A 25,843-nucleotide genomic window follows, 5' to 3' on the forward strand; every position below is an offset into this window, starting at 1 on the left:
AATTCATTAATAAATTTTCATAAAATATTAATAATTAAAGATTTACTTCCACATTAAAACCCATTTCAGGTCAATATCCGTCCCTATCCATTCATATAATTTACCCTTAAATCCTTTCAAAAATGAAATGATTAATATCCCTCTACATAAAAAAACTCTTCCTGGGTGGAAGAGTTTTTACTATAGTGATTATGATTTAGGCAATTCAGGGGGACGCATTTTGTATTTGTAACTATTTAACGTTTTTAAAAATGCTACGATATCAAAAACTTCGTCGTCCGTAAGATTCAATTTTTCCACCATTCCTGATTTATGGGGAAATTTCGGGTCATTGATCTGATCTTCTTTTGGAGTTTCTCTTCCCATTCCTGCGTTGTACATCATGACAATGTTAGCCAGCTCAGGGAAAAGCCCGTTGTGCATGTAAGGTTTGTTCTCAGAAACCTCTCTCAGTGTAGGGGTTTTGAATTTCCCTACATCTTCATTTTTTTTAGTAACGATATATCTTCCCAAGTCTTCGTATTTCCTTCCGTAATAGGTGAGTCCGAGGTTATGAAACTTCTGGTCAGAAAAATAAGGAGTGTTGTGGCAGTTGATACAATTCGCTTTGGTTCGGAATAAATGAAGCCCATTGATTTCAGAGTCCGTTAACGCATCTTTTTTCCCGGAAACGAATTTATCAAACTTTGATGGCGGACTGATCAGAGAACGCTCAAACGTTGCAACGGCTTTTGCAATTTTCTCTTCTGTCACTTCTCCATTTCCGAAAGCTTTTATAAAGAAAGGCTTATAATCTTTAATCTTCTTGATATTTTTTGTGGCCATTGACATGTGAAGATTCATTTCCACCGGATTTTCGATAGGAGCTTTCACCTGCTCTTCCAACGTTGCTGAACGGCCATCCCAGAAGAATGTTTTGGCATATCCGATATTCACTAAAGTAGGTGCATTTCTTGTTCCCGTCTGTCTGTCATGACCAAAGGAAACTCTGCTCCCGTCTGACCATCCTATTTCAGGATTATGGCAGTTGGCGCAGGAAATCTGTCCGCTTTTGGACAATCTCGGATCAAAGAATAACATTTTTCCCAATTCCATTTTATCTTCGGAATAGGGATTATCTTCAGGAAATTTCATCTTAGACAAAGGTCCGATATCCTGAAACCCGTCTTTTGCTTCATCAAATAAGTGAGGAGCCGGCCATTTGCTCTGATCCCCGCTGCTGTATAAAGTACGAAGCTCTTCTACAGTATATCCTGTAGGATCATTTGAGGTATAACTTAATAAACATACTATTCCGGCAACGGCCAAAAAAGCGATATATCTGTCTTTCATTTATTTTTAATAATAAACATTCAACCCTACCAAGGCAACATGATTAGCTCTGCCATTGTAGTCCACTTGATTTTTATACGTACTGTTCATCAGCCAGGTCTGAGAAAAACTTCCGTACAGCTCATATCTGATTTTGTTTTGATCAAAGATATAACTTGCGTTAAAATTAAGACCAATTTTTGGAGTTGCGTCATAAGCAAAATCCGGCTGAGCAATTTTCGTTGCAAAGATATTCTCTTTTGTGCTCTGATAAGGCTGATAATTGAATTCTTTTTCCAATGGAATATACAGGTTTTGCGAAAGACCAACCATTATTTTATGTGAAGGTTTTAAAGCAAATTCTTTTTCTGCACCCAGACGGTAATTGAAAAAAGAAAGTTTTCTGTCCATTACTACCGATGCATCTTTCACATGATTTTTCCCATATGCTGCATCAAAAAGAATCTTAAATGCTTCATTTTTATGGTTAAACCAAATCACACTATTCTGCCAGAAAAGATTCTTCTGCTCCAGGCGGTACGATCTATATTCCAGAGGATAATTATAATTGGTATCCAGCTGATCCTGATAGGTCACCATGGAAGCCCATTTTTTACCATTATAGTTCCCTAAAAAATTAAGATAGAAACTATGCAGATCTGTTTTTAGTCCGGAATATTTTGTATAGTCTTTATGCCAGTTAAAGACTGCGTCCTGATATTCGAAGACCCTGTAAAAGCGTTCAATCAGATTTTTATAATCATATCCGGCAGAGAAATGGGTACTTCCATTATTAAAAGCATATTCTCCACCCCAGATATAGCCTCCCATTTTATATTCAGAAGTTTTATACTCGGTATTCCCGATGTACTGATTACCATAACCTTCATTATAACGGATATAAATGCTGTCATTGGCAGGTACATTTCCTTTCATATTCACAAACATGATATCATTTCCCTTGTAATGATTTACGTAGCTCAGTTTCCCGAAAATGGCATGCTGTTTCCACTTTAAACCCAATTTTGCAAAGGCTTTGTATTTGTAATCATCTACCTTCGGTCTTGGATCTGCATTCTGACGGTAAGATTTGGCATACAACCCTTCTCCTCCCAACTGCAGGATTACAGGTTTTACTGGATTATAGGCAAACTGTCCGCTGATAAAATAGCTTTGTTTCTGCCATCTTGCCGAACGGGGAACCCAATAATATGAAGGGTTATAAATAAAAGAAGAATTTGTAGTTCTCTCATCGCTTAGAATATAGGGAACATCTTCTTCAGTTGTTTTGTCTGCTTTAAGTCTTCCTGATAATGCAATTTTATCATTCAGCTTATAAACTCCTTCAGACTTAAAAGTAAAACTTCCTGTTTCTCCTGCTGTCTGTACTCTTTTAAAATTTTGTTTTACAGAAGAATACTGAAAGGTTGTCCGTGAAAAATCCAAAGGCTGGAAAAATGAAATATACGGATCATTTATTCTGATATCCTTTTCTACCGAACTGATGTTAATACTATCTAAATGAGTAGTCTGAGCATGGAAGAACTGGCTGCCTAAAGCAACCAATCCCAACATACTGTATTGAAAGACTTTAATCGTCTTATTTCTATTATTGTGCATATCCTCTAGGGTTTGCTTTAATCGTTACAAAATCATTGGCAGAATTATTTGTATCCTGCAATACCATACGTCCATTGACAATTTCCTTCGTTTTACGGATTACAGAAAATCCTGTAAAAGTACCTTCAGCCTGCCCCAGAGAGTTGACAATGAAAGTTCTTGAAGCATCTATATCTGCAGGGAAATCTTTAGGTACTTTCTGCTCTTTATCCGTAATATCTATTCCGTCTATGATATAGTTTTTAGGAATTTGTAAAAACAGGGTTCCGGTAGGAGCTTTAGGAGCTGCAACTTTTTGCCAGCTTGCCACTTCTGCATCCGTTGCTCTCAGAATTCCTAATCCCAGCATAGAATTTACATTCAGGATTAAATCATTAGAGGCAATACTCCAGTAAGCAACCTGCATATCCGGCACCATAATATTCTGGATATCCCATGCGAAGGGCTTTTTACCAATACTTATATTATAATCTCCCATATAAGTTTCAAAGTCGGCATGGCTCAGATCAACAGTTTTGTCAGGCTCCTGTATTGGTATTCCTGTACCGTTAATATCATCAAAAGGCATCTTATGATTAATGGCCGTTTGAGCTACAATAATACTTTTCCCAGGCAAAATTGGGTACTGGCTACCGTTGCCCGGTATTTTGATAAGTATATTAGAATAAACATAATCCGTATTGGCTGCAGCACCTCCCCCGGCAGTTTTGCTCCAGTCATACTGCCCATTGGATAAAGTATAGGTGGTCACATTACTGTTCACATTTCCTTCCAGAAATACCAGGTATAATCCGTCAGCATAAATAGTCTGATCCGAGTTGTTGTGAACCTCAATAAACTGATCTCTGAAATTGGCTCCTAATTTATTATCCGAACCTGCATAATAATATTGTTTGATTACAAGATCTCCAAGGTTTCCACTGGTGATTCTGATCAGTTTTGAAGAAGTATTGGCATTGATGGTTACTTTTTCATCAAAACCTCCGAAGTGAACAATTTCATAGCTTGTTTCCTCTCCTATTTGCTGTTCATATTCACTCTGCTTCAGCTGTAATTCAGCCTGAATACTGTAACTTCCCGGCAGAACGGCATCTAATTTCAGTTCTCCGTTGGCATCTGTTTTTCCGATAATCTGATCTTCTGTGGCTGTATTTTTCAGGATAACAGTTACATTCGCTACTCCTTTGTCTGCTACGGAAGGGTATTTGGAAGCATCATATTTAATATTTACAGTAAACGGAACAGGCTTAATCTCGTTATTTCCTCCAAAGTCATCATCTCTGTTGCATCCAACAAGGGCAAGAACGGGAATTACTAACAATAGTATTAATCGTTTCATTATTTTTATTTTTAGCGTTATTAAAATCTGTATGAAATATTTCCTCCAAATGAAGTAGACGTAAAGTTTCCGTAAACAGCCCCTCTTTCGTCGTATGCTTTTAAATTGAAAACATTACTTACGTATATTGACAATCTGAAACCACTTAAGAAATCTTTTGTAACCCTTAAATGAACATTATGAAGTGTTTTGTTATATAACCCTGAAAGTTTTTCGTCAGAAGGTTTCAGGAATAATCCCTGGTATTTTGGATTGGTACGCTCATTTTCAGGAATCATCTGCATTTCTCCGTCATGTTTTATATACCCTATCGGATAAATGTCATTCATTCCTGTCAAAGATCTGTCTGAAAGAAAATGATCTGTTCTCAAGCCAATAATTAACCCTGATGAAGCAAGGTGATAATCAAAACTGAAACTTGCTCTGGCCATGGATCTTTTATTTTTGATATCATTATAAATCCCATATTGGTAATCCTTATCCATGATCTCCGGTGCACTGATTTTGTAAAGTCCGTCATCTTTCTGCCCGGAAGTCTCCACATAACTGGCATTAAAACCAATCACAAGATTAAGAGCTTCTATTTTTTTGAAGCTGGCCATCAGTTCCAATCCTTTATCTGAAGACTGATATCCGTTAATAATTCTGTTCTGGAGGTAATTAAATTTTTCAGTTCCTACAATTTCAAAAGTAGGCACATTTGTTCCTGATATATTGACATCAACTTTGGCTTTATCCATTATTTTATGAACACTCATGGTAGTAAAACCATCTACCAGCTTATTGTAATATGCTGTAAGGTTAACAATCCCAAAAGGAAACCTGTAATCTACTCCTATTTCAGTTTTCCAGCTCTTTGAAGGTTTAAGACTCGCATTATCTCCTGGTGTTACGACCGTTTGCATAATAGCTGCTGAATAATATCCAGGCAGACGATAATCCCCAAGAAGGAAGTCAAAATATCTTGGTGCTGTGTAGATCTGATTAAGTGAAGGTGCTTTAGATGTTAATCCAAACCCTCCTCTCACAGAAAGTTTCCCCATCTGATAAGAAGTGTTTACTCTTGGCGAATAGGTAGAATATGAATTCTGCAAATCATAGCGAAGACCCAGATTTGTTTTAAAAATGTGTTTATTAGCAAAGACTTTGGTAATATTATCCTGAATATACAATGCATACTGTTTACTGGAAAATACATTGTCTCTGTAATTAAAATCTCTCATCCCATTGGAACCCTGCCCGGCTGCATTTATCGTTGTGAACTGTCCTGCTGTTCCGTACCTTCCTTTTCCAAAGTTATCTCCATAACGGAAATTAGCTCCCATACTGTAATTATGAGCCCATTTTGAAGAAGTTAGTTTTATTCCGTTAATGCTAAAATTGGTGTAAATATTAAGAGGTTTCCCATCCGAAAATGCCTGATTCTCATAACTTGGCGGTGTATAAGGTGCATAATAAACTCCATCTGTTGTAGAGTTTCCATAAGGACGAGCGCCTTGGTTCAGCCAGTATCTGCGTTCTGTAAGCTGAGTTGCATAGCTTAATCCCATATCGACATTGATTGATTTAAAGAATGTTTTTTTACCATTCTGTGCGAAAAAATAACTGATATTATTTCCTAATGAAAAGCTTTTATTTTCGACATTGATAATCATTCCGTCAACATCATCAGGGTCTCTTTTTCCTTTGCTGCTATTGGTAGAAAATGAAGCAGACAGCTTATTTCTAAATCCATTTTTATTACTTGACCAAAGAAAATTGACATTTGTTCTGTCATATCCTACAAGGCTGGTTCTGGGATCTGAAAGAGAATTCATATAATCAACAGAAGCGTTCAGGGCATTATTCTGATTAATTTTAAACCCTTTGGTAAGGCCAACCTGATAAGTTCCTTCTCTCAGCGATGCATCCAATCGTAATGGTGATGCTTTTGCCGTTGTAGTAACTTTGATCAATCCGGAAGTCAAATCTCCATATTTGGCATCCGGTACTCCTTGTACAACTTCAATACTTTCGATATTCTCTGTAGGAATTTCTCTTAAATCAACCCCGTAATTCGGCTGGCTTGGCATTAGGTTTCCTCCTTTGGTAGAGGTATTAAAGCTTATTCCAAAAGGGCCGCTGTTGGCAGAGTCATAGCTCTGCATATTTTCGTTATTAGATAAGACAATATCATTGACCATCAACTGTACCCCAAACGCCCTGTTCCCGAAATCATCACCTCCTGGAACATTTCCGGAACCTGTTATTGAAGGTCCGCTTGCGGTTCTGAAAACAATATTTTTAAATTGGGTATTGTCAAACTGCTGTACATATTGACCAGGTAATTGCTGTAATACATCTCCGATAGAAAATGACTGCAGGTTTTGAAGTGCTTCCTGTTGAATTGCTATTTCAGAAAATTGTTTTTTTCTTGCAGTAAGCTGCACTCCTTCGATTCTGATTTCTGATCTTTCACGAGATGAGCTTTTAGGTGATAGAATTTGCAACTTTAGTTCCTCCCCCTCTTTGATTATAATGGTTTCTTCTCTATTATTATCATTTAGGAAAGTAATCTGGCATTTTCCTTTGAGAACCATAGAATTACCGTTCTTATGCAATTCTTTACATTCTTTCAAACCACCACTGACAAGTTCTCCCGTTTTGATTTGTCCATTATGAGAAAATTCAACTTTCTGAGCAGACAAGAATCCGCCTGCTGTTAGAAAAACAGCACCTGCTAATAACGATAATTTCACCCTTAAAATATTTAGAGCGCAAAATTAATTATAATTATTCTAAATAAAAAGTAAGTTTTAAAATTAATTAAAGTTATTTTTTCTTAAAACCAAACAATATATACAAACAATTCCCTGAATGAAGAATAAAACAATAATACAACTTAAATACATACGATATTACATCTGGCTATGGCTTTTTAAAAACGGACTGAAAGTTAAATGCATAGGATGATGGACCGTTTTCCTGCAAATACTCTAGCCGCTTCACAGCTTCTGTTATGTCTGGATATTCACTATCTTTAATCCACCACAGAGCATAAAAGGCTTTTCCATATTTTTGAAACCATTCTTTTCTTCTTTTCAGAAAGTCAACATGAAATGTTTTATAGGTATAGTATTCCAATGTTTCTATATTTCTCCATACAGATAGATTGATAATAATTTGTTCATCATTAAATGGATTAAAGCTTGCCGCATTGTTATCCTCATCTTTTAGCCTCCATATGAACCCATCACTTTCATCTGCTAGTTGATTAACTGAATCAAAATGACTTACAAACTCATTCATTACTGGATCTTCTATGTTAACTCCTTTCATTCGGGCAACATTAATTTGTGCTAATTGGTACATTTTTTTATTTCTTTAATTCTCGTTATATTGTGTAAAAATAGATCCTGTACTATTAGCATAAAATAACTATCAATATAGATACTATAAAAAAATGAAAAAAGAATGTGAGACCTCATACATCAATGTGGACCAAAAATCTTATCCCTGTGCAGTAAGCTTTGTCATGGATCTCATTGGAGGAAGATGGAAAGGAGTTATTCTCTGCCACCTAAAGAACGGTGATAAAAGGTTTGGTGAACTAAAAAAAGAGCTTTCTTTTATTACAGAAACAACCTTAAGTATTCAGCTAAGACAATTAGAAAGAGATCAATTAATAACACGAACAGTATTTGGAACAAAGCCTCCCGTAAAAGTTGTATATAGTTTGTCAGATTTAGGATTATCATTTATTCCTTTATTGGATCATATTAATAATTGGGGCAAAACTATTTTAGAAAGTAAAAAGGTGCTTTAAAAGTTTATACATTAAATTCATATATCAGTCTACAAAAAATAAAAACCCGCAGTAAATAAATTTACTGCGGGTTTGATTTATAATTAGATGTTAGTGTTTATAGATAACTATATAAATTAATATTACCCATCCATTAATAAATAGAGTACTCAATTTGCTGTGCTTATTTTGGGTTACCATTTAAAAGTTTTTGAGTTTGTTGACTTATTTATGAATATCAAATAATCAAAAGAGTCAGTAACATTAGTTTTTGTAAATTCACTTTTATCTGTACCTGATCCTGTTTTGCGGAATAGAATATCTTTTAATATCCAATTACCAAGTTTGTTGCCATCCTTCTTGATTCCTTTCAGATCCAAAATAAAAATTGGAATGTCGAGCGAGTTAAGCTTATATTCTAATGTTCCGGGACCGGCTTTTTCTGAATTATAGATACCAAGCTTCCCATTAATACTGGCAGAATAAGTACCTTCATAAAAGGCAAATCCAAAATTCACAAAATCGTTATCATGCATTTCATTCATCCAATACCCCATTCTTTCTGAATTTAATTTTGCAATGTGATAATTATGAGCGGAGACAATTACTTTAGAATTCAAATAGTTTTCCTTTAACCATTTAACATTCTCTGCCATAAATTGGTCTCTTCTAATAAAACTGTGTTGGATATATTGTCTAATAATATCTACATTTTGTAGGAAGCGCGATTTTTCTTCCGGATTTTTTATTGATATACTTTTTTCTTTTATTAAAAACAGATACTCAGATATAATTTTTTGACCTTTTTTAGAATACGTTCTAAAGCCTCTGTTATTTTCCTTTAAAGCGATTTCCATGTCATCAATCTCTTGCTCGGGCAGCTGATTTTCCTGATATGTTTTTCTTATTTGAGCTATCGCCCCTTTAGCGTATTGCATATCGAAACCATCAAAAAAAACTTTTGAACTATGATTTTCATTGTATTTTTTCAACCATTCAACAAAAGTTAAAGTTTCTTCGGTTTGCCACAGCCAAAAATACATTCCCTTTAGAATATCTTTTGGGTTTCCTTTTCCTTCCTGAATATAGTGATTCATTAAAAAACTTTCAGGCATATTGGCTTCGAGCGAAAAGACATTGAAATTTTTGTGGGCTATCAAATATTCACTTATTTTATATTTCATTTGATACACTTCACTCGAACCGTGAGTAGATTCTCCTAATCCTACTATTTCTGCATTGCCTCTGAGTTCTTGGTTAAAAGGCAGTTTTTTGTTGTAAGAAACCTTTTGGAAGTAAAAACCCCATAAACAAATGTTTATGGGGTTTTTCTATATGTTATTAATTGTTATGAATCAATTAATTATTTTACTTCTTCGAAGTCTGCATCCTGTACATCTTCAGCTCCAGCGTTTCCGCCAGCATTCTGAGCTCCGGCACCTGCATCAGCACCAGGCTGTTGACCAGCTGCATATAATTCTTCAGAAGCTGCCATCCATGCTGCATCTAATGCTTCAGTTTTAGCTTTTACATCATCAACACTTTTAGCTTCGAAAGCTGTTTTTAATTCTGTGTGAGCCGTTTCGATAGCTGCTTTTTTGTCAGCAGAAAGCTTTTCACCGAACTCTTTCAATTGCTTTTCAGTCTGGAAGATCAATCCGTCAGCTTTGTTGAAGATTTCAACTTCTTCTTTTCTCTTAGCATCTGCTGCAGAGTTTTCCTGAGCTTCTTTCTTCATTCTTTCGATTTCTTCGTCAGAAAGACCTGAAGAAGCCTGGATTTTGATAGACTGCTCTTTACCAGTTCCTTTATCTTTAGCAGACACACTTAGGATACCGTTAGCATCAATATCGAAAGTTACTTCAATTTGAGGAACTCCTCTTGGTGCTGGTGGAATATCCTGAAGATCGAATCTACCGATTTCTTTGTTATCGTTGAACATTGATCTTTCTCCCTGCCCTACTCTGATGCTTACAGCCGGCTGGTTGTCAGAAGCTGTAGAGAATACTTCAGATTTTTTAGTTGGGATCGTAGTGTTCGCCTCAATTAATTTAGTGAATACAGAACCCATTGTTTCAATACCTAAAGAAAGTGGAGTAACGTCAAGTAGTAATACGTCTTTTACATCACCTGTTAATACACCTCCCTGGATTGCTGCACCAATTGCTACAACCTCATCCGGGTTCACTCCTTTAGATGGTTTTTTACCGAAGAATTTTTCTACTTCTTCCTGGATGATCGGGATTCTTGTAGAACCACCTACCAAGATTACTTCGTCAATATCTGAAGTTGATAAACCAGCATCTTTTAATGCTTTAGCAACAGGCTCCATAGATCTTCTTACAAGATCTGCAGATAATTGCTCGAATTTAGCTTTTGTTAAAGACTTCACTAAGTGCTTAGGACCTGTAGCAGTAGCCGTGATATATGGTAAGTTGATTTCAGTCTGAGGAGAAGAAGATAATTCAATTTTAGCTTTTTCAGCAGCTTCTTTCAATCTTTGTAATGCGATTGCATCAGATTTCAATTCTACACCTTCTTCAGCTTTGAACTCATCAGCCATCCAGTTGATGATCACATCATCAAAGTCATCACCTCCTAAGTGCGTATCACCATTTGTAGATAATACTTCGAATACACCATCTCCTAAATCAAGGATAGAGATATCAAAAGTACCACCACCTAGGTCATATACTGCGATTTTCTGATCTTTATGGTTTTTATCAAGACCGTAAGCTAACGCCGCAGCTGTAGGTTCGTTGATAATTCTTTCTACTTTAAGACCAGCGATTTCACCAGCTTCTTTAGTAGCTTGTCTCTGTGCATCATTGAAGTATGCAGGAACAGTGATTACCGCTCTTGTTACTTCCTGTCCAAGATAATCTTCAGCAGTTTTCTTCATTTTCTGAAGCGTCATTGCAGAAATTTCCTGTGGTGTATATTCTCTATCGTCGATTTTTACTTTTACAGTATCATTTGGTCCTGCAACCACTTTATAAGGTACTCTTGAAACTTCAGAAGCATCATCTTTAAAGTGCGTTCCGATAAATCTTTTGATAGAGTAAACAGTTTTTGTTGGATTCGTTACAGCCTGTCTTTTTGCAGGATCACCTACTTTTCTCTCTCCGTCTTCTGTAAAAGCTACAATAGAAGGAGTAGTTCTTTTACCTTCTGCGTTAGGAATAACAACAGGGTCTTTACCCTCCATTACAGCAACACAAGAGTTGGTCGTTCCTAAGTCAATTCCAATTATTTTACTCATAATATTTTATATTTTTTTCTATTTTTAAATTAATTTACACTCTCAATTTCTCAATATCTGTACCATTCAAAGAATTGTGACAAAATGACACAATAAAATAAAAACCCCGATAAAATCGAGGCTTTGTATGATTTAATATGGAAATATTTTCATTATTTTTTGATAAACTTCATTGATTTTACGAAGTCTTTGTCATTATAAGTTCTTACATAATAAACACCACTGGCAAAATCTTTCACATCAATTTTATCTGTTTCATTTTTAATAAATGCTTTTTTCACCAGTCTTCCTTCTGCATTGAAAATTTCCACTTCATTAATAGGTGCTAAAGGAGAAGCAATAGAAATATACTGTGTAGTAGGATTAGGGAAAAGATTGATAGAATTTACCTTTTGTACATCATTTACTGATAAAAATGCACATGCGTTAGAATTCAAAAGACTTGCTCTTGGCCCTGCCATCGTATTGGTCTTGATTGTTTTCTGATCATTGGTAAAGAATGCCATTTCTGTATCTGTCACATAATCCATAAAATTCATGAACATAGCTCCGTTTGCAGTCGGATTACACATGAATCCATTATCTGGAAAAACATTACCACCGTAATGAGCATCATTAATAGCAGGGGTATCAGCACACCCATCATCATTATCCGGTGTATTACAAAGACTGCCATCTTCTCCCCAAGGGTGAAGCAATCCGAAATAATGTCCTATTTCATGCGTAGCAGTTCGGCCTCCATTATAAGGATACTGAGCAGCTCCTGTGGTTCCGAAATATTTGTAACCAATAGCAAGTCCGTCTTCCGGAAAACCAGCAGCGTCAGGCAGATAAGCCCAACCTAAGTAAGGATTTGGCATATTCCCTACCCATATGTTCAAATATTTAGTTGGATCCCAGGCTGTAAGTCCCGAAGCTAAATAATATTGGTTTGCAAAATCAAAATTTGCAGCTACAGATTTTCTTTCTATTCCTGTAGTGGAAGCACCTGTAGGAGTTTTTGTTGCCATACAAAATGTCAGTTCCATATCGGCTGCATAAGGCTTGAATGCATCAGGAACGACAGAACTAAAGTTAGGATTCAACTTTCTGAAATCATTATTCAGAATTGCAATCTGTGATGCAATCTGAGCATCAGAAATATTCTGGGCAGCACTTCCATAAAGAACATGTACTACTACGGGAATAGTAACAACAGTCTGTCCATTTTTAGCCATTGTATTAGCATTTTTACTGGTTAAATAATTTCGTAAATCTTCTTTTTTTGCCAGAGCCTGAGGGTTTCTTGTATAAAACTCCTTCATTTTCAAATCAGTAGCACATTCTCTCTGTCCAAATACATTAGCCATCAGAAAGCCGGCAGTTAATAGTAAAATTTTTTTCATATAAATAGTATAAATAGTCGGCAAATATAACCATTCTTCCAACAAGACTATGGAATAAATGAGTAATTTACAGTAAAATCACTGTAACTCTAAATTTGCTTAAACCAATTGATTACCAATATGCTTGTTATCAGCAAAACAATTTAATTCACCAACCTTTAAAAATTAATCAAAGTTTAACCTAAGAAATAGAGACAGAATCTTTACGAATTATTATTTTTGATAAAATATACACATTTAGAATGTCATTACACTTTAATCCACGAGATATTACATGGCTTGCCTTTAATGAAAGAGTTTTACAGGAGGCCATGGATGAAAAAGTTCCCTTACATTTAAGAATACGTTTTCTCGGAATTTTCTCCAACAATTTAGATGAATTTTTCAGAGTACGTGTTGCCGGATTAAAACGTGCCATGGATTTTAAGGAAAAAGTGATTGCTGAATCTTTCTACCAACCTCCCTCCAAAATCCTTCAGAGAATCAATGAAATTGTGATGAGACAGCAGCTGAATTTTGATAAAAGCTGGAAAAATATCCAGACTGAAATGGCTGATCATAAAGTTTTCATTAAAAATGCCAAAAACCTGACAGCAGGACAAAAAGAATTTGTCAGACAATATTTTGATGAAGTGGTAGAATCTAATGTAATTCCTATTCTTCTTCATGAAAATACGCCAATGCCCTATTTGAGAGATAAAAGTCTTTATCTGGGGGTTGCGATGAGAAAAAAAGACTGGCAATATTCCAGCAATTATGCCATTATTGAGATTCCTTCCCGTTTTGTAGGAAGATTCGTATTGCTTCCAACAGAAGATCCGGAAGAGAAAAACGTAATGCTGCTGGAGGATGTCATCACTTTCAACCTTCCGCATATTTTCTCTTATTTCGGATATGATGAGTTTTCTGCTAATGCTTTTAAAGTAACAAAAGATGCTGAACTTGATCTGGACAATGACATCAGAACCAATTTCGCAGAGAAAATAGAAAAAGGACTCAAAAACAGAAGAAAAGGAAAGCCTACCCGTTTCGTGTTTGATAAAGATATGGATAAAGCGCTGCTGGAACTCCTTATCAGAAAGCTGAATTTAACGAAAAAAGACAGTATCATTCCGGGAGGAAAAATTCATAATTTCAAGCATTTCATGGATTTCCCAGATGTTTTTGAAAAGTATGAAAGACCTGTGGAAAGAAGCTCTTTTACTCATCAGGCATTTGAACATGGTGAGAGAGTAACAGATGTTATTTTAAAAGAAGATGTGCTTCTTACTTTCCCTTATCACAAATATAATCCGGTAATTGATCTTCTCCGTGAAGCAGCAATGGATCCGGATGTAAAATCTATACAGATCACTGCCTACCGTATGGCAAGCAGCTCAAAAATCATCAATGCGCTCATCTATGCTGCCAGAAATGGTAAAGAAGTGACCGTAATGCTTGAACTTCAGGCAAGGTTTGATGAAGAATCCAATCTGAAATGGAAAGATATGCTGGAACCGGAGGGGATTACAGTTCTTGTGGGAATTCCCAACAAAAAAGTACATGCTAAACTGTGTGTTATCAAAAAGAGAGCGCATAATAAAACCATCCAATATGGATTTGTAAGTACCGGGAATTTCAACGAAAAAACAGCAAGAATATATGGTGATCATCTGCTCCTTACAGCCGATCGCGGTATCATGGCAGATATCAATAAAGTGTTCAATGTTCTGAAAAAACCGAAGGATGATTTTATTCCGATTTTGAAAACTTGTAAAAATTTATTAGTTTGCCCTCAATTTATGCGTGAAAAGATTGTTCACCATATTGATAAAGAAATAGAAGAAGCCAAAGCAGGCCGAAAAACAGAGATCATCATCAAGGTAAATTCTATGAGCGACAGGCTACTGATAGAAAAGCTATATGATGCCGCCAAAGCTGGTGTGGTAATCAGACTCATCGTAAGAGGAATCTATTGTGCCGTAAACCAGAAAGAGTTTAAAGAAAAAATAAAAGCGATTAGTATTGTAGATGAATACCTGGAGCATGCCAGAGTAATGTATTTCTACAATAAAGGAACAGAAGACATGTACATTTCTTCCGCTGACTGGATGACCAGAAACCTGGATTACAGGATTGAAGCCGCCGCTAAAATCACTGACAAGAACCTTAAGAAAGAATTAAAAGATATTCTTGATATTCAGCTTAGGGATAATGTAAAAGCCAGAATTCTGGATAAGAAACTCAGCAATGAATACATAAGAAATGATAAAAAAGAATGCCGTTCACAAATAGAAACCTATAAATATTTAAAAGCTAAAACAAGCAAAAAATGAAGATAGCAGCGATAGACATAGGGAGTAATGCAGCCCGCCTTCTAATCAATGAAGTTAAGATTAATAACAGAAAACCTGAATTCATCAAACTCAACCTTCTCAGAATTCCCCTGAGACTGGGAATGGATGTTTTCACCATCGGAAAAATAGGTCCCGAAAGAGAAAAAATGGTCATTGACTCCATGAAAATCTTCAGTGACCTGATGAAAATATATAAAGTGGATCATTACAGAGCCTGTGCTACCAGTGCCATGCGTGACGCTTCCAATGGCAACGAAATTATTGAACTCGTAAAAGAAGCATCTGGAATCAACATCGAAATTATTTCCGGTGATGAAGAAGCTACCCTGGTTTATGAAAATCATGTTGCAGAAGGTCTTGATAAAGAATTCGCTTACTTATACATCGACGTTGGCGGAGGTTCTACGGAACTTACCTTCTACGAAAACGGTAAAATGGTTTACGAGAAATCGTTCAATATCGGAACCATTCGTCTTCTCAACAACCTGGTTACGATGGACAACTGGAAAGAGATGAAGGACGAGATCAAGGAAAATATTGTCAGCAAGAAACCAATTGTAGCGATTGGATCAGGAGGAAACATCAACAAAGTGTTCTCCATGAGCAAAACCAAAGACGGGAAACCCATGTCTTTATCACACCTGAAAAAGGTCCATAAAGAATTCAATGAGCTGTCTGTGGAAGAAAGAATGACCAATTACAACCTTAGAGAAGACCGTGCCGATGTATTGGTACATGCCCTGAGCATCTTCAATAATGTGATGTTATGGTCTGATATCAACAGGATTTTTGTCCCTAAAATATCTGTGGCAGACGGATTGATCCACAACATTTACACTCAGTTACAGCACAAAAAGTAACAACAAATAACAATATTATAAGCCAGCCATTGAGCTGGTTTTATTTTTTTGAAACTGTTTTCAGCTTTTCACAGTACTGTCATTGCGAGGAACAACGCGACGAAGCAATCTCTATGTTCTCCCATGCTATTAAGTTTTGGCTAAAGCCAATGATAAATCATTTATTGTCAGGTGGATTAAAACCACCTCTATTGAATTTTAATAAAAGTTACTTTTTACTTTTTACTTTTTACTTTTTACTTTTTACTTTTTACTTTTTACTTTTTACTTTTAGTAAAAAACTTTTCCAAATTTTAAAGTAAAACCCTATCCCCATTCGTCATATCATTATCAATAGCAAAACAATGAATCCAATCAAAATAATTCTTACAGGAGCAACAGGGATGGTAGGTGAAGGCATTTTAATGGAATGTCTTGAGAACCCCAATGTTTCTGAAATCCTCAGCATAAGCAGAAAACCTTCTGGAAAATCACACCCCAAACTGAAAGAATACCTTGTCCCGGATTTTTTATCCATAGACATCCATGATGAAAAACTAAAAGGCTATGATGCCTGTTTTTTCTGTGCCGGAATCAGCAGTGTAGGTATGAATGAAGAAGATTATACCAGAATCACTTACGATACAACCCTTCACTTTGCAAAAGCTGTTTTGAACCAAAATCCGGATATAGTTTTTAACTATGTTTCAGGGGCAAGTACAGACAGCACAGAGAGCGGGAAAATGATGTGGGCACGGGTAAAGGGCAAAACCGAAAATGATTTGAAAAAAATAAATTTCAAAGGGGCTTATAATTTTCGCCCCGGATTTATGAAACCTGTTGACGGTCAATTGAATGTAAAATGGTTTTTTAAACCTTTTATTTGGATTTTTCCTGTTTTTTTTCAATCAAAATCATTAACTTTACACGAAGTGGGTAGAGCAATGATCAATGTGACACAAAAAGGATACCCTACATCTACTTTAGAAATTAGAGATATTAAAAATTTAGCGATATGAGAGACATGTTAAGAAGAATTATTCTGGTTATTTTTGTACTCTTGCTTGTGACTGCTGTTTCAGGATATTTTTATATGCAGAAACATCCATTAGAAGGAAATAAGTCCGGAACAATTTTAAATTTTTCCGGAAAATCAGGAAAATAAATACATCCTACAAGTCCTCATTTGAACAACATTCTATCATTTATCGGAAACAAACCTATTTTTTAAACATTTCTTAAGATTCCATTAAAATAGTTGCGAAACATAAAGTTCATTTTTGCATTTATCTAATTAAAGTAAAAATGATCAACAACTACCTATTAAAAGGGTCTGTGATTGCCGCATTCTTTTTTCAGAGCGGTCTTTTCGGACAGACACTGATTCATTACTGGAATTTTAACAACAATACTTCTGCTGCCACAGTCACTACACCTGCTTCTACCCTGGTGAATGGCTCTCTTACGGCTATAGCAGGAGGTACAAGTGTAATAGATTTTGCTGGTGGTACCGGGCAGAATTTTAGTGATGAAAATTTAAATGCCAGAAATGGAGATGCATCCGGAACTCATTTAAGGTTCAATAATCCAATTGGAGGAGGATTACAGTTTAATCTGCCTACCACCGGATATAACAGCGTCATTGTTAAATTTACCACCAGAAGATCCGGACAGGGAGCCGGTACTCAGACATGGTCTTATTCAACAGACGGAACTAATTTTGTGCAGTTTCAGACTGTGAATCCTCAGGATGCCAATCCTCAGCTCATTACTATTGATTTTTCTGCCATTCAGGGAGCCAATAACAATCCCAACTTTAAATTAAAAGTTGAATTCTCAGCAACAGGAGGCGGAACAGGAGGTAACAACCGTTTTGATAACTTTACGGTAGATGCCACTCCTGCCGGAGGTGCGGACACCACTCCACCAACTGTTACTTATCTTCCTGCCAATAATACCAATAACGCTTCGACTACTGTAAATCCTACCTTATCTTTTAATGAAAATATAAGATTAACAGATAATTCTGCGATCAATAATTCTAACGCTCAAAACCTTATAGAGCTTCGTCTTGGGAATGCAGCAGGGGCGCTAATTCCATTTACAACGACTTTCAGCAACAATACGATTACTGTAATCCCAACTTCGGGACTGGTACCGGGACAAACTTATTATCTTGCCCTTAAACCCAATATGGTAGAAGACTTTAGTGATAATGGAGTTACAGCTGTTACATCCAGCACTTTCACTACAGCCGGAACAATAATTTCTTTGGAAAAAAACTTCATTAAGGTCAATGAAAATGCAGGAAACCTTGCATTTAAAATCAATATCACCAATCCTTCAACGGCTACAGTAAATCTTGTGGTAAAACCGGCACCATTCAGTACGGCTGATGCTAATGATTTTACTTTAGCCAGCCAAACTATTAACATCACTCCATCTACAACAAGTTATACAGTCAACATTCCGATTACTGATGACACAGTGGCAGAACAGCAGGCCGAATATTTTGTTGTAAGCCTCGAAAATCCTACCGGAGCAACTATTTCAGGAGACAATACTGCAACTGTTTATATTGTAGACAATGATAAGCCGGCACCGGTTCCATCCCATCAGATCCAACTGAATTATCTGGGAAGTTTTGATCCTTCAGGAAATAATAACAGCTCCACGGAAATTGTGGTTCATGATGCATCAACTCAACGTTTATTCACGATCAGCTCCATTACAGATGTTTTTGATATTATTGATTTCAGTACGCCTGCCACTCCATCGGTCGTAAAAACAGTCAATATGGCTTTCTATGGCGGAATCACAAGTATTGCAGTAAAAAACGGAATCATCGCCGCTGCTTCTCCGAATACCGATCCGCAGCAAAATGGTTCTGTAGTATTCTTTGATATTAACGGAAATTTCCTGAAACAGGTAAGTGTAGGAGCTTTACCGGATATGATCACCTTCTCTCCCGACGGAACAAAAGTAGTGACCGCCAACGAAGGGGAACCTAATGATGCCTATACGGTAAATCCCGAAGGAACGATCAGCATCATTGATATTTCCGGAGGTATCGGAAATCTTACGCAAAGTAATGTGACAACGCTCAATTTCAATAGTTTTGATTCTCAGGTAGCAGCTTTAACAGCTACCGGGTTAAGAAAAGTAAGAACAAATAATACGCTTTCTCAGGATCTGGAACCTGAATATGTTACCATCAGTTCAGATAGCCAGAAAGCATGGGTAACACTTCAGGAAAATAATGCTGTCGCTGAAATTAACCTGGCAACCAAAACCATCACGGGAATCTGGGGATTGGGTAAAAAAGACATGAGCCTTCCGGGTAATGGTTTTGATGCTTCGGACAATAATGGAGAGGTTTTAATTGCCAACTGGCCTGTAAAAGCTTATTATGTTCCGGATGCAGTACAGAATTATAAGGTAGGAAGTACTCATTATATTGTAACAGCCAATGAAGGAGATGAAAAAGACCTTTCAGGCTACAGCGAAAGAACCACTGTAGGTGCAAACGGTTATATTTTAGATCCAGTACTTTTCCCGAATTCAAATATTTTAAAGGCTTCTTATAATCTTGGAAGATTCAGGGTTTCATCTGCCACAGGAAATACAGACGGAGATGCAGAATTTGAAGAAATGGCAGCTTTAGGAGCACGCTCATTCTCTATTTTCAATGCGGATACCAAACAGATCGTGTACGACAGCGGAGATCAGTTTGAAAGATATATTGCAGCTTATCAGCCGTTAATTTTCAATGCCGATAATGAATCCAACGGTGCCAAAAACAGAAGCCGTGCAAAAGGCCCTGAACCGGAAGGCGTAGCATTAGGAAACATCAACGGACAGACATATGCTTTTATCACATTAGAAAGAACCGGAGGCGTTATGGTATATAATATCACAGATCCTAACAGCCCTACTTTTACCGATTATAAACATTCGCGTTCTACTTCAGCTTACGGAGGTGACAATGGCCCTGAAGGGATCATCTACATCGCTCCTGAAAATACTACAACCAATAAAGGCTATGTAATTATTGCCAACGAGATCAGCGGAACTTTATCCATGTATGAAGTGGCAATGCCGCCTACTTTGGGAACTGGTGAAACAAAAGCTGAACAGGCAACCTTCAACGTATTCCCAAATCCTGTTAACAAAGGAAATACACTTTATTTCAACAGAAAACAGGATTACGAACTGTATGATATGTCCGGAAAGCTGATCGGAAAGGAAAAGAATGCTTTAACCATAAGCACATCCAATCTTTCTACTGGTGTTTATCTTGTAAAAACTTCAGAAGGACAAATAAAAAGAGTCATTGTAAAGTAAACATAAATTACAGTATACCATTCTATTTTAAAGCTTCGGATTTTCCGGAGCTTTTTTGTTGTTGATAAATTTGAAGTCAACTCAATATAAAACTTATTATTTAAGATGATTTAACTTTTGAAATGCCTGAAAAAATCATTTTATTTCTATATTTACCTTTAACAAACCAAATTCACAATGAAAAATATTAAAACGGCAGGAATTCTTGCTTTTCTGTTATTGGGAACAGGAACAGCTTTTTCACAATCCAGAAAGATAGAATCCGCAAAAGGTGTAGAGAAAACAGAAGGTAATAAGGTGGTCCATGTAGAAGGTGTAGGTCATAATCTCAATTATACTCTCAACGGAGGAGTTGTTGAGGTAGAAGGTGGTGACAATACATTAACAGTCAAAGGAAGTGCTAAAAAAATTACGGTTTCCGGAACAGGTAATAAAGTATACATTGATAAAGTGGACAAAATATCCATGGAGGGTGGTGACAATATGATCTACTACCGAACTTCCGGAACAAAATCCGGTAAACCTGATGTTTCTATTACAGGAGTGGGGAATAAAGTAGTAAAACAGTAAATACAGTTCTCACAGATTTCAAAATCTGTAAAGAATATATTCAAACAAAAAAAGACAGACCCCATTGAGGTCTGTCTTTTAAAAATATCTCAGATATAATTTATTCTACGTTGATTACCTTTTCGATTTCTGGCGCATGTTGTTTGATGGTATTTTCAACACCTAATTTCAGCGTTGAGAAATTCAACGAACATCCGGAACAGTTACCCAAAAGCTTCACAAACACCTGATTATCTTTCACATCAATAAGCTCAATATCACCTCCGTCTTTATTCAAAAACGGTCTGATGCTTTCCAGAGCTTCCATTACTCTTGTTACTGTATCTTCGTGCGTTATGTTTGTTTCCATATTTTTCAGTTCAATTTGGTTCTTTCAAAGTATTGAAAGGTATTATTATTTTGCTTTTGGTGAGCATCCTGCCATTGTTGAAATCTTCACTGCTTCAGTAGGAGGAAGACTTTTATTTCTTTCTATAAGGCTTTCTACCATTTTTCTGGCTGTTTCTGTGTAGATATCAGCAATCTTAGATCCTTCCTGAAGAGCAGCAGGTCTTCCTACGTCTCCAGCTTCTCTGATACTTTGGATCAACGGAATTTCTCCCAATACAGGAATTCCAAGATCTTCAGCTAAATATTGTGCTCCCTGGTTTCCAAAGATATAATATTTGTTGTCAGGAAGTTCTTCCGGTGTAAAATACGCCATATTTTCGATTAATCCAAGCACCGGAATATTGATACTCTCCATCTGGAACATAGCAATTCCTTTTCTTACGTCTGCCAAAGCAACATGCTGAGGTGTACTTACGATCACTGCTCCTGTTACCGGTACTTCCTGAATGATTGACAAGTGAATGTCACCTGTTCCCGGAGGCAGGTCTATTAATAAGAAATCCAGTTCTCCCCATGCAGCATCTCTGATCATCTGGTTTAATGCTTTTGAAGCCATAGGACCTCTCCACACTACCGCCTGATTAGCTCCTGAGAAATATCCGATAGAAAGCATTTTTACTCCATAGTTCTCAATAGGTTTCATCAAATTCTTCCCATTTACTTCTACAGAAATTGGTTTTGCACCTTCTGTGTCAAACATGGTGGGAACAGAAGGACCATAGATATCAGCATCCAATAACCCTACTTTGAAACCCATTTTTGCCAACGTTACTGCCATATTTGCAGAAACTGTAGATTTTCCTACTCCTCCTTTACCGGAGGCAATAGCGATAATATTTTGAATTCCCGGAATTTGTTTTCCTTTGATCTGACTTTGCTGAATTTCACTAGGTTCCGGAGAAACGATTTTAAGTTTTAAATGAACCTCTTCTCCAAACTCACTGGCAAAAGCCTGTTTCATTGCAGCCTCCAGTTTTTTCTTTTCGTGCATTGCAGGCGAATGAGCAGTCATGTCAATATAAACATCATTACCCATAATCTGAAGATTATTCACCAAATCGTCTACTTCTATTTCTTTAAGGAAATCCTGAACCTTTTCTTTCGTCAACATATAAATATAAATTGTTTACAAATTTACGCATTTTTCACCTATTTAGAATAAGTAAACACAATCATAGATAAATTCTTTTGTAAACACAGACCTTCAGCCCTTTATATATCGGCAATTATTATCTGAAATAGGTTACTAACGGAATATTTTTATTCCAGAATTCACTGGATTTTAACAGCCAGGAGGTAGAGAAGAAAAACAATGAGGTGGTTTCAAAAATAAGGGTAGAATACGTTAGAAATTGATTCGCGGAAGCTGAGTCATCTCCTAAAATAGCAATAAGCCCAATGCAGGCGAGACTGATGAGTATTCCCCAGCCGCAACATTTGTAATACAGGTTTCTACGGCTTTTTTTGAGTGCTTCTTCTTCGGAAATAGGCTCTCCATCCTGTTCTTTATCACTTTTTTGAAAAAAATAAAGACAAAAAACGGCAAAAGAAACGAAAAGCAGCCCTGCACTGATATAATGTACCCAGCTGAACCAGTCCTGATAGTTAGCCTTATCTATATTGATGTAAATATTTCCTCCATATCCATTAAATTTTGTTGGAAATACAGCGACCAATACCGCCATTACTCCGGCAAAATTTGAAAGCATGTTTTCATATCTGTCTTTTCCTCTGTAGGTAGCGAATAATCCACCCAGAATACATAATGTTCCAACAAAAATCACATGCCCGAAACTGTAGTAATAATGGCTTATACTTACTTTAAGCGGATGTTCATCATTTAAAAAATAGGTGGTCATAAAAAGAAGAAAGGAAAGGAGAAATCCGAGTAATCCGATAAACATTCGTAATTGGTAATAGGAGATCAGAACGCCGTTATTATCATCTGGAGCAGGTTTTTTAGAATGAGTTTCCATGTCTTTGTTTTTTGAGGTTATGTTTGTTTTGAGGTTATAATGAAATGGTTATTTTATCAATAATTTTCACATTTTTGCCCGGATCCAGTTTGAAATTGTCTTTGATAAATTTCTTTGGATCCTCCGTAAGCATCTCTTTTTGTAAATGAGAAGCCTGTTTCTTTTTTAATAAATTCATCCATTGGTATGTTTTTTTGATAGCAACTACATAGATGACAATTTCTTTATCTGTTATTTTAAACTTCAGAAAGTTTTTATTTCCTGTATTTATTTTCCCTGATGAGATTTCGGTTACATACAATTTAAAAAAATGATATCCGAAAAGAATATACCATCCAAAAAGTATGGATTGCAAAAGAGCGGAAATGATCAGTTGAGAAACAAAATAATCACAGCCCACCGGAATTTTAAAGAAACTTTTTATTTCATTAATATGAATAAAAGACAAATGACTGTCTTTTAAAAAAGCAAATCCATAAGTCTGAAGCTTCATAAATACAAACCATTGAACAGCAAAAGATAATATAAACAAAAATCCCCGTAAAATTCTGCTCGTCCATTCTTCCTTCCCGGAACATTCTGTATTGGTGACTTTGGTGATGGTAAAATGAAAGATGACAGGAATTAAAAATAAAATCAACCCTTTCAAAATAGAATCTGAGTAACAATGGGTATAGGTAACAATTAATGAGAGAAAAAACAGCAATACAGTAAATTCATAGTTAATGATAAAGAAAATAAGGTTCCAGAATGTTTTTTTACCGGATTTTTCTTTAGACGGATATCTGCCATTCAGTTTATAGGTAAGTTCTGTAGTCGTTGTATTTTGCAGGATAGGAAGAGTGATGGTATCTTTTAAAAAATCGGTAACATGTCCGAAAGCACCTCCTCCTCCTGAAGTAATATAATGTTTGATCTCTTTATCATAGCCTTTCTCATTTTCATCTAATTTATAATGTGAATAATGATGAATATCTCCTGTAAGCACTACATCAAAAATAATTTCTGATTTTATATTACTGGCTTCCAGCTTTCTGACAGCTTCTTTCATCGTTCTGATGATATATTCCAGGCTATCCATACGCTGTCTTCTCTTGTGTCTGTCTTTTATCTGGTAATTGTACCAGTAAGGTTCTGCAATGAGCAGGATAATGTGGTTTGTATCATTTCCTTTTGATATTCTCTCAACATATTCAGTAAAAAAAGTCATCTGAGGAATATCAATATCACCGAGCAATTGATTGTCAATACCCATTAAGTGAACATTATCCCTTAGTAAATAAGCGAAATAGCTTCGGTTCTGTACGGTTCTGTAATCACTGATTTTACTTCTCTGGCACATCAGCCTGAAAAAAGCACTTAAACCATCGTACCAGTCATGATTTCCCGGTGTGGCAATGAGTATCGGGCCTGCTTCTTTTGTATCAGGAGCAACAAGTCTTAAAGGTCCTTTGAAGCGGTCTCTGTAATTGATTTCAGAGCCTACGGGATATACCAGATCACCTCCCACTACCAAAACAGATCCCCTTTTCAGTTTGATTTCAACCTCATCCTCAACATCTCTGTTGAATTCATTTTTAAAAGAATAGATATAGCTGTCTCTTGTCAGATGGTAAAAAACAGAGGTGGTAGCATCAAAGCCATCGCCGGTATCTGCAATGAAATCAAACCAGAATTCATCTTCAGGTTCATCACAATTATTTTCTATCAGTTCTCTTCCGGTATCTTTTCCCAAAGCGGTCTGCATTTCTCTTTTATCAATGATAGAAAGGATATCTGCAGAAAGAGAAACCATTCTGAAACTATTCATCAACCCGGTAAAATCAAACCATTTGACAGGTTTTTGAGGAATAAAGTAATAAGGGTATTTCTCATCAACATCTTTAAATATTTTCACTTTTTTAGAAGCGTATAGACTGTCTTTAAAGTAAAATATCAGAAACGTAACTGCAACAAGCAGCAGAAGGTAAAAAAATAATGTTTCCATCATATTTTGTATTGAGTTGGTCTTCGTTTCCCCAGTTTTGTTATACTTAAAAAATTTTTGAGTATTTCAAACCGGGAATTATTAGTTTACCATCAAATGTATGAAATTTGGAATTCGAATCATATAACACTTTTGTGGTATTTTATCCGTTAATAAAAATATTTATGAATAGATATTTAAAATAAAATAATTAGATTTATTAACACCATTATCATTGTAAAACAATTGTTATGAAAACCAATACCTACCCTTCCAAATATGCACTGCCAAAAGGAATTTTTACAGTCGGAAAAACGAAATTCAAATGGTATGATCTGGCTGGTGACCCTGCAGAAATCTCTCCACAGGACATCCATAATGCCCGGTTATGTGTTGAATATGCTGAAGAAGACTTTCAAAATATTAAAGATCTGGGATTCATCATTATGCATCGTTGCGGAGAAAATTATCTTCTCCTGGTATGTACGTGGCGGAGTGAAAATGAATTATGGGAAAGTGTTTATTATGACGGTTCCGGAAACTTTGAAATATGGGACAGAAACAAAACCCACCTCCCTACTTACTGTGTTTGGGAAATGGGTATTGTATATCATGAATCCCAATCCTGGAAAAAATATCTGGGTTCTGAAAGAGAAGAAAAAGACAAAGAGAAATATCTTACTGATGTCTTTGAAGGAGAAGTATAGATATTTCCATGTTG

General features: G+C 36.1%; 20 protein-coding genes. 8 read left to right on the forward strand and 12 right to left on the reverse strand.

Features of this window, described 5'->3' with window-relative positions; genetic code table 11:
• Nucleotides 1-189 precede the first annotated feature (189 nt).
• The 5 genes from CHRYMOREF3P_RS08640 to CHRYMOREF3P_RS08660 form a co-directional block, all read right to left on the reverse strand.
• Nucleotides 190-1,332 carry a cytochrome-c peroxidase gene (locus CHRYMOREF3P_RS08640; RefSeq protein ID WP_180564405.1) on the reverse strand — a complete coding sequence of 381 codons (1,143 nt, stop codon included), beginning with the start codon at nt 1,330-1,332 and terminating at the stop codon, nt 190-192.
• Between the two features lie 6 nt (nt 1,333-1,338).
• The gene (locus tag CHRYMOREF3P_RS08645) at nt 1,339-2,931 is read right to left on the reverse strand and encodes a DUF6850 family outer membrane beta-barrel protein (protein ID WP_180564406.1); all 1,593 of its coding nucleotides are present in this window, start codon (nt 2,929-2,931) and stop codon (nt 1,339-1,341) included.
• The gene (locus CHRYMOREF3P_RS08650) at nt 2,921-4,270 is read right to left on the reverse strand and encodes a DUF4876 domain-containing protein (protein WP_149386773.1); all 1,350 of its coding nucleotides are present in this window, start codon (nt 4,268-4,270) and stop codon (nt 2,921-2,923) included. Before CHRYMOREF3P_RS08650 ends, CHRYMOREF3P_RS08645 begins: the two co-directional genes overlap by 11 nt.
• 20 nt (nt 4,271-4,290) lie before the next feature.
• The gene (locus CHRYMOREF3P_RS08655) at nt 4,291-7,008 is read right to left on the reverse strand and encodes a TonB-dependent receptor plug domain-containing protein (protein WP_232538994.1); all 2,718 of its coding nucleotides are present in this window, start codon (nt 7,006-7,008) and stop codon (nt 4,291-4,293) included.
• A 169-nt stretch (nt 7,009-7,177) separates the two neighbouring features.
• Entirely contained in the window at nt 7,178-7,621 is a 444-nt protein-coding gene (locus CHRYMOREF3P_RS08660; RefSeq protein WP_180564407.1) for a DUF3291 domain-containing protein, read from the reverse strand.
• A 91-nt stretch (nt 7,622-7,712) separates the two neighbouring features.
• Between CHRYMOREF3P_RS08660 and CHRYMOREF3P_RS08665 the strand changes: the two genes are divergently transcribed.
• Nucleotides 7,713-8,075 carry a winged helix-turn-helix transcriptional regulator gene (locus CHRYMOREF3P_RS08665; RefSeq protein ID WP_077419292.1) on the forward strand — a complete coding sequence of 121 codons (363 nt, stop codon included), beginning with the start codon at nt 7,713-7,715 and terminating at the stop codon, nt 8,073-8,075.
• A 173-nt stretch (nt 8,076-8,248) separates the two neighbouring features.
• On the opposite strand, the gene CHRYMOREF3P_RS08670 is transcribed toward CHRYMOREF3P_RS08665, so the two are convergent.
• The 3 genes from CHRYMOREF3P_RS08670 to CHRYMOREF3P_RS08680 form a co-directional block, all read right to left on the reverse strand.
• The gene (locus CHRYMOREF3P_RS08670; RefSeq protein ID WP_077419291.1) at nt 8,249-9,238 is read right to left on the reverse strand and encodes an erythromycin esterase family protein; all 990 of its coding nucleotides are present in this window, start codon (nt 9,236-9,238) and stop codon (nt 8,249-8,251) included.
• 179 nt (nt 9,239-9,417) lie between these two features.
• On the reverse strand, nt 9,418-11,316 hold the full coding sequence (gene dnaK / locus CHRYMOREF3P_RS08675) for a molecular chaperone DnaK (RefSeq protein WP_077419290.1): 1,899 nt from the start codon (nt 11,314-11,316) through the stop codon (nt 9,418-9,420).
• Between the two features lie 152 nt (nt 11,317-11,468).
• Nucleotides 11,469-12,701: a zinc-dependent metalloprotease gene (locus CHRYMOREF3P_RS08680; RefSeq protein ID WP_180564408.1), complete on the reverse strand. Its 1,233-nt coding sequence runs from the start codon at nt 12,699-12,701 to the stop codon at nt 11,469-11,471.
• A gap of 242 nt (nt 12,702-12,943) precedes the next feature.
• On the opposite strand from CHRYMOREF3P_RS08680, the gene ppk1 reads away from it, so the two are divergent.
• From ppk1 to CHRYMOREF3P_RS08710, 6 genes are all read left to right on the forward strand, one after another.
• The gene (ppk1, locus tag CHRYMOREF3P_RS08685; RefSeq protein WP_077419288.1) at nt 12,944-15,016 is read left to right on the forward strand and encodes a polyphosphate kinase 1; all 2,073 of its coding nucleotides are present in this window, start codon (nt 12,944-12,946) and stop codon (nt 15,014-15,016) included.
• Nucleotides 15,013-15,897, forward strand: coding sequence for an exopolyphosphatase (locus CHRYMOREF3P_RS08690; protein WP_077419287.1), 885 nt, complete (start codon nt 15,013-15,015; stop codon nt 15,895-15,897). Before ppk1 ends, CHRYMOREF3P_RS08690 begins: the two co-directional genes overlap by 4 nt.
• Before the next feature lie 344 nt (nt 15,898-16,241).
• Nucleotides 16,242-16,895 (forward strand): NAD-dependent epimerase/dehydratase family protein, encoded by a 654-nt coding sequence (locus CHRYMOREF3P_RS08695; RefSeq protein ID WP_180564409.1) that lies wholly within the window; start codon nt 16,242-16,244, stop codon nt 16,893-16,895.
• On the forward strand, nt 16,892-17,041 hold the full coding sequence (locus CHRYMOREF3P_RS08700; RefSeq protein ID WP_156118480.1) for a hypothetical protein: 150 nt from the start codon (nt 16,892-16,894) through the stop codon (nt 17,039-17,041). Before CHRYMOREF3P_RS08695 ends, CHRYMOREF3P_RS08700 begins: the two co-directional genes overlap by 4 nt.
• Before the next feature lie 140 nt (nt 17,042-17,181).
• Nucleotides 17,182-20,220 carry a choice-of-anchor I family protein gene (locus CHRYMOREF3P_RS08705; protein ID WP_180564410.1) on the forward strand — a complete coding sequence of 1,013 codons (3,039 nt, stop codon included), beginning with the start codon at nt 17,182-17,184 and terminating at the stop codon, nt 20,218-20,220.
• Between the two features lie 177 nt (nt 20,221-20,397).
• Nucleotides 20,398-20,790, forward strand: coding sequence for a DUF3060 domain-containing protein (locus CHRYMOREF3P_RS08710; protein WP_077419284.1), 393 nt, complete (start codon nt 20,398-20,400; stop codon nt 20,788-20,790).
• 100 nt (nt 20,791-20,890) lie between these two features.
• Here CHRYMOREF3P_RS08710 and CHRYMOREF3P_RS08715 read toward each other — a convergent pair whose 3' ends face one another.
• From CHRYMOREF3P_RS08715 to CHRYMOREF3P_RS08730, 4 genes are all read right to left on the reverse strand, one after another.
• Nucleotides 20,891-21,139, reverse strand: a complete 249-nt coding sequence (locus CHRYMOREF3P_RS08715) for a NifU family protein (RefSeq protein WP_002977212.1) — start codon at nt 21,137-21,139, stop codon at nt 20,891-20,893.
• Nucleotides 21,140-21,184: 45 nt separating this feature from the next.
• A complete protein-coding gene (locus tag CHRYMOREF3P_RS08720; protein WP_180564411.1) occupies nt 21,185-22,291 on the reverse strand; it encodes an Mrp/NBP35 family ATP-binding protein in 1,107 nt (368 codons plus the stop codon).
• A 118-nt stretch (nt 22,292-22,409) separates the two neighbouring features.
• Nucleotides 22,410-23,156: a hypothetical protein gene (locus CHRYMOREF3P_RS08725; RefSeq protein WP_077419282.1), complete on the reverse strand. Its 747-nt coding sequence runs from the start codon at nt 23,154-23,156 to the stop codon at nt 22,410-22,412.
• 34 nt (nt 23,157-23,190) lie between these two features.
• Nucleotides 23,191-25,146, reverse strand: a complete 1,956-nt coding sequence (locus CHRYMOREF3P_RS08730) for a metallophosphoesterase family protein (protein WP_077419281.1) — start codon at nt 25,144-25,146, stop codon at nt 23,191-23,193.
• 227 nt (nt 25,147-25,373) lie between these two features.
• Between CHRYMOREF3P_RS08730 and CHRYMOREF3P_RS08735 the strand changes: the two genes are divergently transcribed.
• A complete protein-coding gene (locus tag CHRYMOREF3P_RS08735; RefSeq protein WP_180564412.1) occupies nt 25,374-25,829 on the forward strand; it encodes a hypothetical protein in 456 nt (151 codons plus the stop codon).
• Nucleotides 25,830-25,843: the final 14 nt, after the last annotated feature.

It is taken from the genome of Chryseobacterium sp. JV274 (assembly GCF_903969135.1).
Lineage (GTDB): Bacteria > Bacteroidota > Bacteroidia > Flavobacteriales > Weeksellaceae > Chryseobacterium.